The organism is Vampirovibrio chlorellavorus (assembly GCF_003149375.1).
GTDB lineage: Bacteria > Cyanobacteriota > Vampirovibrionia > Vampirovibrionales > Vampirovibrionaceae > Vampirovibrio > Vampirovibrio chlorellavorus_B.
Window position 1 is genome coordinate 21,268 of record NZ_QFWH01000007.1, and the last position, 15,773, is coordinate 37,040.

A 15,773-nucleotide genomic window follows, 5' to 3' on the forward strand; every position below is an offset into this window, starting at 1 on the left:
GGGTCTGCCTACTGCCCAGGGCTGGCCTGATTTTGCGGTTGCCGGGGCTGGTTTTTCAGCTCGTCAATTTCCAGGATGGGTGGCCCACTGGTCACTTCCAGTTCTCCCCAGTATCCGGCCAAAAAGTAGGTGTCCCCTTGCTTGTAGAAATAGTCAATGGCCCCGTAGTCCACGGTGCCCGTGGCCGGGTCAATGTAGGGCTGGATGCGGCTTTGCCACTTGACCTGTTCCATGTTGGGAAAGAAAATGCGGCCTCGGCGGTAGCTGAACTTGGGACTTTCCTCCTCCCCTTCCTTGCTCATATCAAAGCCTTCGGGGATTTCCCCCTCCTCGTCGTCCGGATCGTCCGCCGGGGGCTTTACCGGGACTTCCGGTGGGGTGTACAGCGGGTACTTTTCGTTAATGGCCAATTCCAGTTGGAAATCGACAAAGCTCATGGTGGTTTTCAGGTTCAGCACAAAGCTCTCCTCCAGAACCACCGTATCAAAACCGCCTCCAAAGTCCGTGTAGTTGACCCGTTCCATCGTCCGCACCTTCATTCCGCAAAACTGTACCAGTTTCTATTATACGTGTTGCGGGCGGGTATGGGGGATTCCGGGTTCAGCTTGTCGGCGGCTTGGGAATGCAGCCCCACCTAGCTGTAGTACTTCAGGGTGAACTGTTTGTAGGCGATCATCCCGAAAATGCCCACGGCAGGCAGGGCATAGATGAAACTGTCCACGTCTGTGGTCAGGAAGCGGGGCATAAAGCGGGAGTACAAGCCGCCAATGGTGTGAATGTCCTGATAGGAAAACCAGCCAAACAGCAACAGCGCCAGCAGGGCCAGGGTAAACAGACCCAGCCCGCCGCTTTCATCTTCCATTTTTTGCCGGATTAAAACCCCGGCAATAAACGTGCTTAGCAAGAGCAGGGTAGGCGCCATCCAGCTTTCCGTGTAAAAGTTGCTTTGGGTAAAGAAGTACACGGCCCAGTTGACGATAATGACCGTTAATACGGGCAGCAAAAAAAAGTAGAACAGCAGAAAGAAATGCCTCAGGAATGAGGGCAAGAAGCCTTTGGCGGCCTCTTTCTCCGCCGGGTTGCTCGCTGAATGCGGCGTCCTCAACAAGCCAGGAACTCCTTCAGAATCGTGGTTCTGTTGCGGGTATAATAGTGGGCAAAGTGATCATAGCTGTTTTCTAAGTTCCTTATTCGGCACTTTTTTAATCGACTTTAATTCATTTTTTCAGTTCCCTTACCCAATTCAGGAATCCCTCTTATGTTTCGTTCCGGTTTTGCCGCTCTGCTGGGTCGGCCCAATGTGGGAAAATCCACGCTGCTCAACCGTTTGGTGGGCCAAAAAATTGCCATCACCAGTCCGGTGGCCCAAACCACCCGTCACCGCATCAAGGGCGTGGTGACCACGGAAAAAGGACAGGTGGTGTTTTTGGACACCCCGGGCTTTTCCAAGCCGCTGGACAAGCTGGGTACCTATCTGACGGATGAGAGTCTGGCCGCTTTATCGGAGGCCGACGTGTTCCTGATGGTGGTGGATGTCTCTCAACCGCCGGGCAAAGGGGATGAATGGGTGGCCACCCAGATTCGGGAAACCGGCAAGTTTGTGCTGCTGGTGCTGAACAAAAGCGATGTACTGAAAAACAAGCCGGTGAAGCTATTGGCGCATCGCAAGGCCTACAATGAGCTGTTTACCGGCTACCCCAAGGTGAAAGCTCTCAGCGTTTCGGCCAAGACCGGCAAGCACATGGGCGAACTGATTGAGACCATCATCCGTAAACTGCCGGAAGGCCCTGCCTATTACCCGGAGGACGCCGTGACCGATCAGCGGTTGCGGGAAATTACCGCTGAAATCATTCGGGAAAAAGTCTTGCTGAACACCCGGGAGGAGATCCCGCACAGTGTGGCCGTGGGGATTGAGAGTTTTAACGAGGATGATCCCGCCATTACCCACATTGAAGCCACCTTGTACGTGGATCAAAAGTCCCAGAAAGGCATTTTGATTGGACAGGCGGGCAGCATGATCAAGGAAATCGGCACGCAAGCCCGTTTGGAAATTGAAACGCTACTGGAGCAGAAAGTGCATCTGGCCCTGAACGTGAAACTGAAGGAAAACTGGCGCAAGGATAAAATTTTCCTCAAATCTCTGGGCCTGGCCCCACCAGAGCATTAGGCCACGCTCGGCCATCCGCTTTTCAGTATCTTTTCCCAAGTCTTTCTCGTCTTTCCGTTAAAATAAACAAAACTTTTCGGTGTATGGGCGACAACCCCCTCGACCCCCTGGCCCGCCCAAATGATTTTCAGCCTACCGGACACGCAAAGGAACCCGCTTATGACTATTTCTACCCTTCGAAACTCCAAACGGTTTGTGGCTCAGGCCTTATTGCTGGTGACCCTGCTGGCGGGGGGCGCTAACTCCAAGGTACTGGCTCAAAACCTGCCCGGGCAGCCCACCATGGCTGCGCCCATCAAGGCTGGTGGCATTATGGCCCTGGATTTACCCGACAGCAGCGCCCAGTCGGTTTCTCTGGATATTGTCAAAGGCCGCTTCTCCGATTATTCCGTGGGGCGTATTGTCCTCACCGGCTCCGGCATTGATTTTCGGAACGGAACCTTGCAGGGCCTCAAGGCCAACATTCTGGAGGGGGATTTTGACAACCTGCTAGTCGACAAGCTCTCGCTGGTCACTCCGGCCTTTTCCTTCGATACCATGCAGTTGTTGAACAACCGGGCCTTTGTCTTGTCCCAGCCCGTCACCGCTCAGGTTAGTCTGGCCATTAGCGAAAGCGGGATCAACCGCTTTCTGGCCAACCCAAAAACCCTGGGGAAAATTGAAAAATCCCTGCAAAAGCAAACCGGCGGCCTCAAGCTGATCACCTTTTCCAACCCCAACTTTAGTTTGCTGGGTGGGAACAAGGTTAAGCTCAACCTGACCGGAGTGGTGGCCCAAGGGTTGGCCGTGCCGCTGGAAATGACCGGCAAGCTGGCCCTGCAAGGCGGGCAACTCAGCCTGCAAAACCTGCAAATGGCCTCAGGCGGGAATGACCTGAACCTGCCCATGGACGTCTCCAAGACCTTTCAGGACAAAATCAACGAGCTGATTGACCTGAAGCGTCTGGGAAAAAACAGTATGGTCATTTACGCCGACAGCATGAAGGTCAGTGGTAAAACCCTGAATATTGACGGCCATGCCACCCTGACCAAGCTGCAGTTCGGAGCTTAAATTCATACAATTCAAGGTGAGGCTACCATTACACACGCCTTTCACGGGTAGTCTCTCCCGGATTCTATAGCTATTAGCAGGCCTATAAAAAGTACCCCCGCCAACCGAAGTTGACGGGGGCTTTTTTGATGTCGCTACTTTTTAGTGCGGCGATTAGGGCTAACTATTTGCAGCACTCAGCGCCGGAACCACAGCAGGGCCCCGGGCAGCAGCCGCTGTTTGCCAAAGCGATGGTACCGCCAAACACGCTGGCCAGCACAATGAGGGTGGCGAATAATTTTTTCATACTAACAAGTACTCCTGAATCATAATACTGTACGTTTAACGGGCGGTCATTGACAGTCTGGTGAGACTGAAAACGGGACACCGGGCTCATTTTCTCCACCGTAAAAAGAGCCCCGCTGCCTAGTTCAGGAGGACGCACAGTTCAAGGTATCGGTGGGATTGATCCGGAACAAACGCCAGATCGGTTCGAGATTGCCCCAAAACGGGTTGCAAATCCAGGAACGCCCAATAATCAAAGGGTAAACCTGAAAGGGCCAAATCCGGCAGGGGGCCACTAAAGCCGGTCTGATCCGGTTGGGTTTGCGTGGCGGGTTGCACCACACAACAGGCTGGCAACTCCTTTTGAACCGCATGCCCACCTTGTTGGCAACAGGCATGAGAGGGCCCGGTCAACAGGCAAAGTGAGGTCAACCAAGCGGCTAACGCGACGACAATGACCAAAAACCGGTTTGACTTCATGTGCGATCTCAAGTTGCTAATTTCAGGTTAGCACTGATTATTATGACTTACCACCAACGAAACAGCTTTCGGGCCATAATGGCGTGAAAGGTTTACTTCAGCGAGGGGCTTTTGATATCCACCAGACTGCACCAGTGGCTGTACTTGGGCACCTTGTTGCGCACCACGTCAAAGTACAAATCCTGCAAGCGCTGGGTAATGGGGCCAATCTTGCCATGGCCCACCGGACGATGCTCGATCATGGTCACCGGGGCCACCTGGGCAGCCGTGCCGGTGAAGAAGATCTCCTCGGCCCGGTACAATTCGGTACGATCCACCACCCGTTCTTCCACCACCAGGCCCAGTTCCTCCCGGGCCAGGGTCATAATGCTATCCCGGGTCACGCCTTCCAGAATGTTCTCGGTGGAAGGCGGGGTGACCAGCTTGCCTTTGCGCACCAGAAAGACGTTCATGGCGCTCCCTTCCGAGACATGCCCTTCGTTGGTCAGGGAGATGACCTCATCAAAACCCTTGCGCTTGGCGTCGGTAATCATGATGGCCGTGTTCATGTAAGCCCCGCTGGCTTTAGCCGCAGGCGGAATGGCGTTGTCATCCACCCGGCGCCAGGCCGATACGCACACATGCAAGCCGTCCCGGGTGTTGACGTAATCGCCCAGTGGCTGGGTCCAGGCGCAGTAGTCGGTTTTCACCTTGTCCAGAAACGGGCCAATGCTGGAGCCGGACTTGTAGATGGTAAAGCGAATGTAGAAATCCTGTTGGTGGGCGTTTTTGCGGGCCAATTCCTCGGTCATGGCCATCAGCTGCTCCAGAGAGGCCTCCGGGGTCATGTAGAAAATGCGGCTATTGGCCAGAATGCGCTCGTAATGCTCTTTCATCCTGAAAATGGAGACCTGGCCGGTTTCCGGCAGCCAATAACCCCGAATGCCTTCAAAAATGGCGGTGCCATAGAGGAAAGAGTGGTTTTTAATGCCCAGATTGGCTTGCTCGGTGGGGATATACTGCCCTTCAAAAAAAGAAATGTCACTCATAGTTACTGCTTTCCATGCTTGCGGTTTGAGTCTGGCTCACTGGGTATGAACATACCACAAAGGCACAGCCGAGTGAGGAAGCGCGGAGCCAGCCGTCAGGCGCTGCCTGCCCTTGAGGCCAATCCTCCCTTTGTCTGTCGGCATAAGGGCCTTGATCTGGCCTTGCCTCAGCGCACTAGGAAAGCAGGATGCGCCCATCCTCCTGCGGATAGGCTTTCACCGTGATCTGGCATATTTCATTCAAAAGGCTGCGATAGACCATGCGCCGCAGATGGTCCGAAGCGTCTGCCGGACTGAGCGTGGCCTCTCTCAAATGGATTTCCAGCACGGTGCCGGGAGAAAAGTCCAGCATGCCAAAGGATCGCACTTCGATCCCCTCCATAATCTCACCCATGTACCGGGTGTTCAGTCTCAACCGATCCCGCTCCGCCCAGGCCCCCAAAAGGCTATCACTGAAATCGTCTTCGTAGATCAGCAGAATGGTTTCGTAAAATCGTGCGGCATCCACCAGTCGCCGGGCTGAAGGGCCCAAGGTATCCGAAACAATGATCCGGGGGCTGGTACTCGCTTCCAGTAAGCGCTCCATAAAACTCTCTCACTCTACGGTTAGACGGTATAGGGACAAAGCCGGGCTTTTGGGTGGTTTGTGGAAACAACAAACCTCTGACACGACGCCATGGGGTTTGTTGGCAAATGTGATTAAGCCCTCGGGAAAATCCAGTTTTTGTCGTGAATTAAACCAATAAGATGCTGAACGCAATGAAATGTTCCCAATCCCGGGTGGTGAATTCTGCGTTTATTTCCGAGGAGGATGGGATGGGGTGTGAGTATCCGGCGGTCCACGGACGGGGCCATGCGTTTGGCGCGGTCCGCAAGGGAAGGCCTGTTTCCCTCAGGGGGTGGAAAGGCTGGCAAGTCGCAGGAGTAGTTTCTGATAAGCCGTCTCCAGCTCTTCCAGCCGCCCTGCTTCGGCCAGCGCTTTGATCGAGGAGATTTCGGCCCATTGCAACACTTCGTCGTTGCTTAAGTGGTGTTCCCGCTGTAAGGCCAGAATCTGGTTGGCTTTGTTGAGCGCTTGACTCCGAACGGCGCTGGCTTCTTCTTTCAAGGTTCCATCCAGACCGTCGCTCAACTTCTCGCTGAGGGGCTCTCTTGCCCCGGTGGCCGCTGTCACCCGGCGTTCGTACGACGGTCGTCCCTTGCCTTCGGGAATGGCTCTGGGCGTTGCTACCTGCGACTTGAGGGCACTCCCCACCGGCTGGCTGTCCTCGCGTTCCGGGTCGTCTTCGGTGGCAATTCCAAAAAACTTGAGGTAAAAGTACTTGTTGGCCCCGGTGGTGGCCTTGTAAATGGCTTTGTCAAAGGTGTCCTCCGCATAGCCGGTGAATTGGGAGTCAATGGCTTCACCGGTTTCGGCATCCACCACCCGAAATAACAGGGTCACCGAAGCCCAGTTCTTGCCATCGGCTTTGGTGCCGGTGGACTGGTCTAAAGTGGTGGGCAATACCATCAGGCCGTGGGTGTTCAGGATTTGCTTAACGGTTAAAATGTCTGCTTCCGTGGCGTAATGGTATTTATGAAAGGCGTTAAACCCCCGTTTGGGAACGGATTCAATGGCTTTTTGCACCGTGAGTATTTTGGCGTAAAGGCCGTGCGGTTTTGTTTTGGCAGTGTTGCCGCTCATAATGATGGATCCCCCGACTTTGGCGTGTCAAAGCTACGGTCTGACTTCAAATGAAAACCAACAGCACAGCGTTTGCCCTGTGTGGCCTGGAGGTTCAATGTCGTGCGGGGGGCTTAAAAGTTCCCAAACGGCAATAGGGATGAGGCAACTGTTACTATTTCAGGGAATGAACCGTTTAGGACGCACGACGTGAAAACCAGCTTAGGCCTTGGCCCGGCAGGGATGACGGAAGAATTCCGCCCTCGGGTGGCTAGAGGAAAAACAGGTAGAAGAAATCGGAAACAGCGCCGCGAATTCGGGTAAACTCACGCTGAAAACGAAAAACAGAGCGGGTTTTGGTCATTTGCCTGACCTGTTGGAGCAAGTTTGTCTGTGCCACGGTGCCATCCTGTCGTGTGTTAAATACTCTAACTACCATCCATTTAAAAAGTTGCTTAACCCAAAATTATTAAGCGACTGCCAAAATAGTCCTGGACTTAACCAATCTCAATTTCCAGAGTGGCAAAATTCGATTTGATCAGTGAGCAGTAACAGGAAAATCAATCAATCGAGCTATGCAAACAATGTTGAATCAACTGGTACTGTAATAGTCTCAAACCGCTCAAACAATAGCCTTATTGGTTCATTATATATAACCTATCGGCAAAAATAAACGGTCCTGAAGGGTTTGAGGTTAAAGAATTTGTAAAGATCCTCCGTTTGGTGGGTACTTTCAGGCTATCTTTTGAACGCTGGTTCCTCCATGATGGTCGGTTGTTGATACGCATTGGGAATACTGAATCTTGGCTCACCGGGTCTTGTTTATTTGTCATGATGGTGATTTGTACGGCTCTCAGCGCAGCCTTTGCCTGATGGTAGCCAATCTTCCGCCGTCGGAGTATCAGTGTCTGGTCTCCATGGCCAGAACCGGTCCGCTGGCTCAGTTGTTGGCACAGTATCCCCACGTTCGGGTGCTGACTCACAAACGCCTGCAGTGGGTCAAGCATGATCCCCGTAACCTGTGGCAACGACTGGGGGATTGCCTGTCTCTGGCGGTTGCTGTCATTCCCAGAACCTGGTATCTGCTCAATACCATTCGGCGGGAGAAAATAAACCTGGTGCATACCAATGTTACGGTTTCTTTGGAAGGAGCCTTGGCGGCGGCGTTGACCGGGCTTCCCCACGTTTGGCATATCCGGGAACTGTTTATGGAAAAAAGCCCCAAATTCCACATGGTGCTGGGGCGTCGGTTCAGCCGGTGGATCATTGACCGCTTTTCCGATCAGGTCATTTGTATCTCCCGGGCGGTTCGGGAGCAGTTTGGTCCTTATTTGGCCCAGGACCCTGACAAGTATCCATTGATCTATAACGCCCTGCCCCTGGAGCAGTTACCCCCGATCTTGCGATGGAACGACCCCCAACGGGGGATTCTGAAGGCCCTGGCTTTGGCGACGCTCTCCCTGCCGGAAGGCCCCGGTTTTCGGGTGGGCTATATCGGCAGGTTGTCAGAGGGTAAGGGGTTTCACGAGTTGCTAGAGGCCTTTATTCTGCTGAAAAACCGCCAGTTGCCGGTGGAACTGCTGGTGGCCGGTAGCTTTGTGGACGCCGCCTACGAGCAGCGAATTCTCGATCGCGTGGTCGAGTGCGGCTGGCAGGACTCCATCCATTTTTTGGGCCAGCAACAGGACTTGACCCCTCTCTATGAGGCCATTGGCCTGCTGGTGGTGCCTTCGGTCAATGAGCCGTTTGGTCGGGTGGTCATCGAAGCCATGGCCCAGGGCGTTCCCTGCATTGGAGCCAACGCCGGAGGGATTCCTGAAATTATTACCGATCAGGAAACGGGCTGGTTGTACCCAACCGGCCAAGTGGAAGCGTTGGCCGACTTGTTGGCGGACTTGAGCGGCAGCTTGTGGAAACTGGAAACAATTCGTCAAAACGCTAGACGGATGGTTTGCGAACGGTTTAACATTGAGACTCAAATCAGGATGTTGCGAGCATGTTATCAGTCGGCGATGATGCGTCATCAGTTTTAAGCGCCTCTGCCCGTCAAAAAATACGGGTGGGCATGGTGCTGGATCAACCCTTTCCCCCGGACGCCCGGGTGGAGCGGGAAGCCATGGCCCTGGTGGCCGCCGGGTTTGAGGTGCATTTGCTGTGCGCCGTGCATCCCGATGACCTGAACACCCCGGGACGTCTTCGGGATGAAGCCTATCAGGGGTTTTATATTCACCGGGTCAACCCTAAGGAAGTGAGCATCGAGATTCCGCTGGTCAAAAAGCCGTCCCGCTTTTTGTACAAGGGTGCCCTGAAAAATTACTTTCACCACTTTAAAAATATCGATACGGCCTGGCACACCCTGATTCACCGCTTTTGCAAGAACTACAACATCCAGATCCTGCATATCCACGATTTACGGCTGGTGGATACCGGCTTGAGCGTGTCCGCCCGCTATGGCTTGCCCTTGGTGGCCGACTTGCACGAGAACTACCCGGCCCTCATGCAGATGATGAAGGGGCGGCACAATGCCGAGCATGGCTTAAAACAGCGGGAGCGCTGGGAAGAGATTGAACTCAATTCCATCCAGCGGGCCACCCACGTGATTACTGTCACTCAGGAGGCCAAGGAGCGTTTGCTGGCTAAAGGCCTGCCGGAGTCCAAGGTGCTGGTGGTTGAAAACACGGTGGATACCGAGAAGTTTCTGGCCGCTCCGGTCAATCAGGAGGTCATTCGCCACTTTAAGCCTAATTTCGTGCTGACTTACGTGGGGCATTTGAACGACACCCACCGGGGCATTCAGACCGTCATTGAAGCCATGGGCCTGCTGAGGGATGAAATTCCGGAGTTGCGCTTTATCGGGGCCGGGGCCATGCGGGACCCCTACTATCAAAAGCTGGAACCACTGATTCAGCAGTTTGGCTTGCAGGACCGGGTGCATTTCACCGGTTGGCTGGATGAAACCGACTTTGTAACTTACATCGAGGCCAGCGATATCTGCCTGTGCCCACACCTGGTGAACGATCACACCAACGCCACTTTTCCGAACAAAGTGTATTTGTATCATTTATTCAAGAAGCCCATCATCACAAGCAATGCCGTTCCTTTACAGCGTTATATAGAGAGTACCGGCGGTGGTCTGGTCTTTCAGTCGGGTGACGCTCCAATGCTGGCCGAATTGATTCGCATGCTGTACAGTCGTCCCGATTTGCGCCGGGAAATGGCCTTGCGCGGTTTTCAGGCGGTCATGTCGCAGTACAACTGGCAACAAACGGCCCGTCAATTCACCGAGCTATATCAGCAACTCTCCAGCAGCCTGAGACAATCGCCGACAGCCCACGGATAGCCCTTTTTCAAGCCTCAATGCCCTTTTGAGATGGAAAACAACCCATGATGAACCCCTCCCTGGATCTCTCCACAAAGGCCACACTGCCAATGAACGCTCCCATTCGGGAAGATCTGGAGGCATTGGCCCTTTCCTACCGGAATATTTGCGTGGTGGGTCTGGGGTACGTGGGCTTGCCCACCGCCCTGTTGTTTGCCTTGCACGATTTTTCCGTGCAGGGGGTGGATGTCAGCGAACGGGTCCTCGACAATATTCAGCACGATCGGATTGGTTCCGTTTACCCGGAGTTGGCCGACTGGTGGCAGGAAGTGCGAGCGGAAGGCCACTTCAAGGCCTCCAGTAAGCCAGAACCCGCCGACGTGTTCCTGATCACCGTGCCCACCCCGGTGCATCATGCCGATAAAACCTGTGATTTGTCCATGGTGCGGGCCGCGACCGAATCCATTTTGCCCGTGCTGCGGCCCGGCAATCTGGTGATTCTGGAGTCCACCGTGCCACCCGGCACTACCCGCAATGTTTTAAAACCACTCATTGAAGAAAAGACCGGCTTACGGGTGGGGCAGGATATTTACCTGTGCTTCTCTCCGGAGCGGGTTTTGCCCGGCAATACCACCTACGAGCTGATCCACAATCACCGGGTCATCGGGGGCACCACCCCCGAGGCGGCCATCATCGGGCGCACCTTGCTGGGGCAGGTCATGCAGGGTGAGTTGTTCATCACTACCGATGTGTCTGCCGAGTTCTGCAAGCTGGCCGAGAATACTTACCGGGATGTGAACATCGCCCTGGCCAACGAGTTGTCCATACTGGCCGATGAATACGGCGTGGATATGACAGAAGCCCGTCAGCTGATTAACATGCACCCTCGGGTGAACCTGTTGAAGCCGGGCATTGGGGTGGGTGGTCACTGTATCGCCGTGGACCCCTGGTTTTTTGTGGAGGCCTCCCCCATTAACACCCGCCTGATTGCCACCTCTCGACTGGTCAACGATCGCATGCCCGATTACACCGTTCAGAAAATTTTGCAAGCGGTGGCCGATATTGAGCGTCCCAAGGTGGTGCTGGTGGGCTTGTCCTACAAGCCGGATGTGGCCGATACCCGGGAGAGCCCGGCCATGCGGGTGGTGGAATTATTGCAGGCGCAAACCCATGTGGAAGTGATCACCTACGATCCGCTACTGGAAGATTACGCTGAACTCACGCTGCAAGCGGTGGCTGAAGGCGCCGATTACCTGGCCGTGCTGGTCGGCCATACTGCCGTGCTGGAATCGTTGGACTTGCACGGCGAGCCGATTCGCCAAGTCATGCGCACCCCCCGCATTCAGGTGTTTTAAACTGCTAGAATACCCCCTCCCCAAGGCAGGAGGAGGGGTTTCTGGCAAGGCTGTTTAAAGCTAGCTCAGTGGGGTAATGCCCATCAGTTCTTTCAGGGCAGCCGACTTTTGGCAATTGGAGCCTTCCGTCATAGCCTTGGCGAAATCCACCACCGCTTTGGTGTGCAAGTTCGGCCCGAACCCGGCTTTTTCAAAGGCCTTGACCAATTTGGGGTTCCCTGCTTTGGCCGCCTGGGAGGCCAGATTCCAGCCTTTCTCGTTTTGGACGGGCAAGTTGATCACATCAACCAGGCGCCGTACCGTTTCCGGGTAGGCAGCCGCTTTTTCAAAAAGTGTTTTCGGATTTTTTTTAAATATTGCTTGCACCGAAGATCGGAGCTGTTCAAATTTCCTCTGAACCAGCTCAGGATCGATTTCCGTTTTCGTTCTTTTAATATCCTCCCAGAGGCTCTTAACATCATAGTGACTATTTTTATCCAGATGCTTTTCCAGAAACTCTTTAGACTCAAGCGTTGCTTTGTAGGGCTCATTTGTCTGGTTCAACGCAGCGTGATCTTGCAGACTGCGCACACACGCTTCCAAGTGCTGTATTAATTGCTCCTGGTACAGTAATGACATTTCTGGAAGGTTTTTGGGGAGCGCAATCCCCGAAGCTAAATCTTGATAAATCCAATTCAATAGGGCTTTTTGGGGTTCTCGATGAACAGAGGAATCTTCATATAAGCCTTGTATATTTTGAGCAAGCGCCAGGTTTTTTTCTCTTTGCGCTCTATCGCTCACTTTGGTGGAAAAATATCCCTGAGAGTTGTTTGAAGCAGAGCCAATGGTGGGCATCGTATGCCATCCCTTTATATGTGTTTTGAATTGGGTTTGCGGATTCAGTGATGAAACAAGCCAATACAGCCAATGGTGAAATCTATACTATAAAATCAGGACAAATCAAAATGATGCGCCCGGATCCAAACAAGTTCTTTAAAAGGGCCTAAACGTTGTAGATGCCTGTTTTGTAGCGCCCCAGGCTGGCCTCAATGGCTTCAATGGTCTGAGTTAGCCCTTGACGAAAATGGGTATGGGGCTGCCAGTTGAGCAATTCCAGCGCTTTGCGGTTATCCGCCAATAACAGGCCCACCTCGCTTTTTTCGGGGCGAATCCGCTGGGCTTCCGTGATGACCGGAATATCGGGCTGCCCCAGAATATCCAGAATCAGGTTCAGGGTATCCCCAATGGTTTGGGTCTGTCCGCTGCCCACGTTGATCACTTGCCCCACGCTGGCCTCACATTCAGCCACCCGGATAAAGCCCTGAGCGGTGTCTTTGACAAAGGTGAAATCTCTCTGGGGCTCCAGGGAGCCGACCTTGATAGGTTGTCGGGTTTTGCCATAGGCCAGCGCCTGGCTGATGATAGTGGGAATGATGGCCCGGGCCGATTGGCGGGGGCCAAAGGTGTTAAAGGGTCGAATGGTGGCCACCGGCAAATCGAAGGAAAGATAGTAGCTTTCCGCCATTTTATCGGCGGCGATTTTACTGGCCGAATAAGGCGACTGCCCCTGCAAGGGGTGGGCCTCATCAATGGGTGTGTATAAGGCTGTCCCATACGTTTCACTGGTGGAGGTATGCACCAGTTTTTGCACACCCTCACTGCGGCAGGCTTCCAGCACGTTCAGCGTCCCTTGCACGTTGACGTTCACATAATGCTGCGGGGCCACATAAGAGTAGGGAATTCCAATCAGGGCGGCCAGGTGAAAGACCGCCGCACAGCCTTTGACGGCCTGACGCACCAGAAAGGGGTCGGTGATATCCCCGCTGATGATTTCCAGTTGGGCCTGTGACTCCGGGGGCAGTTGCTCCAGATTTCCCCAGTCATTGCGGGAGTTGTATTTAACCAAGGCCCGCACTCGACAGCCTTTGGCCAACAGGGCTTCTACCAAATGGCTGCCAATAAAGCCGCCCGCCCCGGTCACTAAAACGGTTTGATTGCTTAAATCCATTGGAACAAACCCCCAAGGCTCAATAAATACGAATCAATATCCATTAATCAGGACAGGCGGACATTTACCGGCGGCGCATCCTCTGCGATATTGTTTCGCCAGTATTCAAGTTCTTGCCACAGTCCAGTGTTCAAGTCCACTTGCGGACGCCACCCGGTCTGTTCCTGAATTTTGCTAATATCAGCCCAGCTTTTATCTTCCTGCTGTGCCCCGTTTAATATGACGTTCAGCTGTTGGCGCTGATCAGCGGGCAGGGTGGAGTGGGCCAGTAGCAAATCCAGAATCGTACTCAGGGCGGTGGATTGCCCTGAGGCGATATTATAAATCTTTCCAGTCAGATCATTCCGGGTAAGACGACCGCCAAGCGTCGTCAGGGCGCTAACCACGTCATCAATGTGGATGAAATCCCGGTGGCCTTTCAGGTTGAACACATGCAATTCAGCGGGGGACGGGGCGATCGCTTCGGCTTGGGCAATTTGGGCGGCCAGTGCGGCAATGGCCAAGTGCCTTGCCGTATGACCATAAGCGTTAAACACCCGCCCGATGATTACCGGCAAATGGTAGCGCCGGGCGTAGCTTTGGGCGATTTGAGTCTGGGCCAGCTTGGCAATGCCGTATTCCCCTTCGGGTTGACAGGGGGTATTTTCATCCACTGGCTCATCCCGTAAGCCATATTCCGCGGCGGAGCCCACCACGACTACCCCGGGTCGCAAATTTGCGTCCACCAACGCTTGCAGCAGGCATCGGGTGCCTTCGGCATTGACACGCAACTGATGCTCAAAGGGGGCATTCGGGCTGGCGCCAATGCAGTGATAAATCACATGGGGCCGGACCTGTCTCAGCCAGCCTAAAAGATCGGCCTCCAGCACGTTCCCTGCCAGACTGTGATGGGGGGCCAGCTTGCTATCATCGGTTTGGTTCAACCCAAACACCTCGGTATCCTCAAGCGTGAACAGATGCCGGGCCAGATGCCCGCCAATATAGCCATTGCTGCCGGTCACCAGAATCCGCTGCGCCATATACTAGCTGGTGACCTCGGGCTGTTCTGTGGGGAGTAGTTGCGCGCGCTTGGTTTTAAAGTCGTTGACTGCGGTTTCGTAATCATCCACCCGGCCAATGTCCAGCCAATAGCTATTAAACGGATAAGCCTGAATGGCTTGCTGCTGTTGAATCAGCGTTTTCATCAGTTGATCGAAACCAAAAAAGGTATTCTCAGGAATAAATTCCCGCACGGCCCGATTGAACACGTAAATGCCCATACTCACAGAATGATCCAGCATGGGTTTTTCAATAAAGTTGTGAATGCGGTGACTTACACTGTCGAACTCCAACACCCCGAAGTCAATTTTGGAGGTGCGTCGATACACGGCAATGGTGGCCAGATTGGGAGGCTGATCGGGGCGGGCTTGACAGTGGAAATCAAACAAGGTCCGAAAGTTGATGTCGGAGACGATATCGGCGTTCATCACCAGAAAATTTTCCGGCAAATCCTCTAAAGCCCGCAGCGGCCCAGCGGTGCCCAAGGGTTGATCCTCCCGGGCGTAGGTGATGGAAATACCCAGTTTCCGGCCATCCCCGAAAAAGGCCTCAATCAATTCGCTAAGGTGCCCAACGGCTAGCGTAATTTCAGTAAACCCGTGCGCTTTCAGCTGCCGTAGCACCAGCTCCAGCACCGGCATTTCTTCCAACGGCACCAGGGCTTTGGGAAAGAGGGTAGTATAAGGCTTCAGGCGGGTGCCCTGCCCACCGGCCAGAATAATGGCCCGACCGGGTGACGAGCTGGCGCCAGAAGAACTGCTTGATGAATTGCTGGATGAATTGGACGAAAAAGCCGACATGCCGAAGTCCTTGGTTGGAGAGCGCTCTGGCGTATTACCATGTGCCCAATATATCATAAACACCGGCATCCGTTAGGGGCGTCTCGACGGGTCATTGCCTGCCCTTGTTTAGGCTATAGTAAGTCAATGCGACCGCCCAATCAGTCTAAAGTTCCACAATCCTCATCCATCTTGAAATGGCGTCTGGCTCAAGTGAGCGATCAGGGCGACTTGTGCCGCCTGATTAGCGCCATGGCTCTGGAAAGTGAAAACCGCCAGCTGCATGCGGAAACACTTGCCGCCGGGGTGTTGGGCGTGTTTGAGCAGGCCGCTCGGGGCACTTACTGGGTGCTGTGCTTCGGAGAAGTGGCGGTGGGCTGCACCCTGATTACCTCCGAATGGAGTGACTGGAACAACGCCACCTATTGGTGGATTCAGAGTTTGTACATTGAACCGGACTATCGGGGACAAGGGGGCTTTGAGTCCTTGCTCATCGAACTGGAGCAGGCGGCCCAGGTAGAGAATGTTCCCGAATTGCGCTTATACGTGGAGCAACACAACCAGCGAGCCCAGCGGGTTTATTTGCGCAATGGCTTTGAGGGCCAGCATTACCGCTGCATGACTAAGACCATTTCGCACTAGC

The 15,773-nt window shown here is 53.9% G+C and carries 17 protein-coding genes; 6 read left to right on the forward strand and 11 right to left on the reverse strand.

Annotated features, from left to right (window positions below; all coding sequences use genetic code 11):
* Positions 1–8: 8 nt before the first annotated feature.
* Positions 9–524 (reverse strand): hypothetical protein, encoded by a 516-nt coding sequence (locus DF283_RS09710; RefSeq protein WP_303674608.1) that lies wholly within the window; start codon positions 522–524, stop codon positions 9–11.
* 110 nt (positions 525–634) lie between these two features.
* Positions 635–1,108, reverse strand: coding sequence for a hypothetical protein (locus tag DF283_RS09715; RefSeq protein WP_303674610.1), 474 nt, complete (start codon positions 1,106–1,108; stop codon positions 635–637).
* A 150-nt stretch (positions 1,109–1,258) separates the two neighbouring features.
* Here DF283_RS09715 and era point away from each other — a divergent pair, with 150 nt between their 5' ends.
* On the forward strand, positions 1,259–2,167 hold the full coding sequence (gene era, locus DF283_RS09720) for a GTPase Era (RefSeq protein WP_303674612.1): 909 nt from the start codon (positions 1,259–1,261) through the stop codon (positions 2,165–2,167).
* 159 nt (positions 2,168–2,326) lie between these two features.
* Positions 2,327–3,217: an LmeA family phospholipid-binding protein gene (locus DF283_RS09725; protein ID WP_303674614.1), complete on the forward strand. Its 891-nt coding sequence runs from the start codon at positions 2,327–2,329 to the stop codon at positions 3,215–3,217.
* A gap of 163 nt (positions 3,218–3,380) precedes the next feature.
* On the opposite strand, the gene DF283_RS09730 is transcribed toward DF283_RS09725, so the two are convergent.
* From DF283_RS09730 to DF283_RS09750, 5 genes are all read right to left on the reverse strand, one after another.
* The gene (locus tag DF283_RS09730; protein ID WP_303674615.1) at positions 3,381–3,503 is read right to left on the reverse strand and encodes a hypothetical protein; all 123 of its coding nucleotides are present in this window, start codon (positions 3,501–3,503) and stop codon (positions 3,381–3,383) included.
* Positions 3,504–3,622: 119 nt separating this feature from the next.
* On the reverse strand, positions 3,623–3,838 hold the full coding sequence (locus DF283_RS09735; protein ID WP_303674617.1) for a hypothetical protein: 216 nt from the start codon (positions 3,836–3,838) through the stop codon (positions 3,623–3,625).
* A gap of 215 nt (positions 3,839–4,053) precedes the next feature.
* The gene (locus DF283_RS09740; protein ID WP_303674618.1) at positions 4,054–4,989 is read right to left on the reverse strand and encodes a branched-chain amino acid transaminase; all 936 of its coding nucleotides are present in this window, start codon (positions 4,987–4,989) and stop codon (positions 4,054–4,056) included.
* 175 nt (positions 4,990–5,164) lie between these two features.
* Positions 5,165–5,575 carry a hypothetical protein gene (locus DF283_RS09745; RefSeq protein ID WP_303674620.1) on the reverse strand — a complete coding sequence of 137 codons (411 nt, stop codon included), beginning with the start codon at positions 5,573–5,575 and terminating at the stop codon, positions 5,165–5,167.
* 306 nt (positions 5,576–5,881) lie between these two features.
* Positions 5,882–6,673, reverse strand: coding sequence for an ERF family protein (locus DF283_RS09750; RefSeq protein ID WP_303674621.1), 792 nt, complete (start codon positions 6,671–6,673; stop codon positions 5,882–5,884).
* A gap of 782 nt (positions 6,674–7,455) precedes the next feature.
* Here DF283_RS09750 and DF283_RS09755 point away from each other — a divergent pair.
* From DF283_RS09755 to DF283_RS09765, 3 genes are read left to right on the forward strand one after another with little or no spacing between them, the layout of a single operon-like run.
* The gene (locus DF283_RS09755) at positions 7,456–8,685 is read left to right on the forward strand and encodes a glycosyltransferase family 4 protein (protein ID WP_303674622.1); all 1,230 of its coding nucleotides are present in this window, start codon (positions 7,456–7,458) and stop codon (positions 8,683–8,685) included.
* Complete coding sequence (locus tag DF283_RS09760; protein WP_303674623.1) at positions 8,649–9,992, forward strand: glycosyltransferase family 4 protein; 1,344 nt, start codon at positions 8,649–8,651, stop codon at positions 9,990–9,992. Before DF283_RS09755 ends, DF283_RS09760 begins: the two co-directional genes overlap by 37 nt.
* Before the next feature lie 44 nt (positions 9,993–10,036).
* Positions 10,037–11,326, forward strand: a complete 1,290-nt coding sequence (locus DF283_RS09765; protein WP_303674625.1) for a nucleotide sugar dehydrogenase — start codon at positions 10,037–10,039, stop codon at positions 11,324–11,326.
* A gap of 60 nt (positions 11,327–11,386) precedes the next feature.
* Here the strand turns inward: DF283_RS09765 and DF283_RS09770 are convergent, their stop codons facing one another.
* From DF283_RS09770 to DF283_RS09785, 4 genes are all read right to left on the reverse strand, one after another.
* A complete protein-coding gene (locus DF283_RS09770; RefSeq protein ID WP_303674627.1) occupies positions 11,387–12,160 on the reverse strand; it encodes a hypothetical protein in 774 nt (257 codons plus the stop codon).
* Between the two features lie 148 nt (positions 12,161–12,308).
* Entirely contained in the window at positions 12,309–13,313 is a 1,005-nt protein-coding gene (locus DF283_RS09775; RefSeq protein WP_303674628.1) for an SDR family NAD(P)-dependent oxidoreductase, read from the reverse strand.
* Positions 13,314–13,360: 47 nt separating this feature from the next.
* Entirely contained in the window at positions 13,361–14,332 is a 972-nt protein-coding gene (locus DF283_RS09780) for an NAD-dependent epimerase/dehydratase family protein (protein ID WP_303674630.1), read from the reverse strand.
* Between the two features lie 3 nt (positions 14,333–14,335).
* Positions 14,336–15,151: a nucleotidyltransferase family protein gene (locus tag DF283_RS09785; protein ID WP_303674631.1), complete on the reverse strand. Its 816-nt coding sequence runs from the start codon at positions 15,149–15,151 to the stop codon at positions 14,336–14,338.
* A 126-nt stretch (positions 15,152–15,277) separates the two neighbouring features.
* Between DF283_RS09785 and DF283_RS09790 the strand changes: the two genes are divergently transcribed.
* Positions 15,278–15,772, forward strand: a complete 495-nt coding sequence (locus DF283_RS09790; RefSeq protein WP_303674632.1) for a GNAT family N-acetyltransferase — start codon at positions 15,278–15,280, stop codon at positions 15,770–15,772.
* Position 15,773 lies beyond the last annotated feature (1 nt).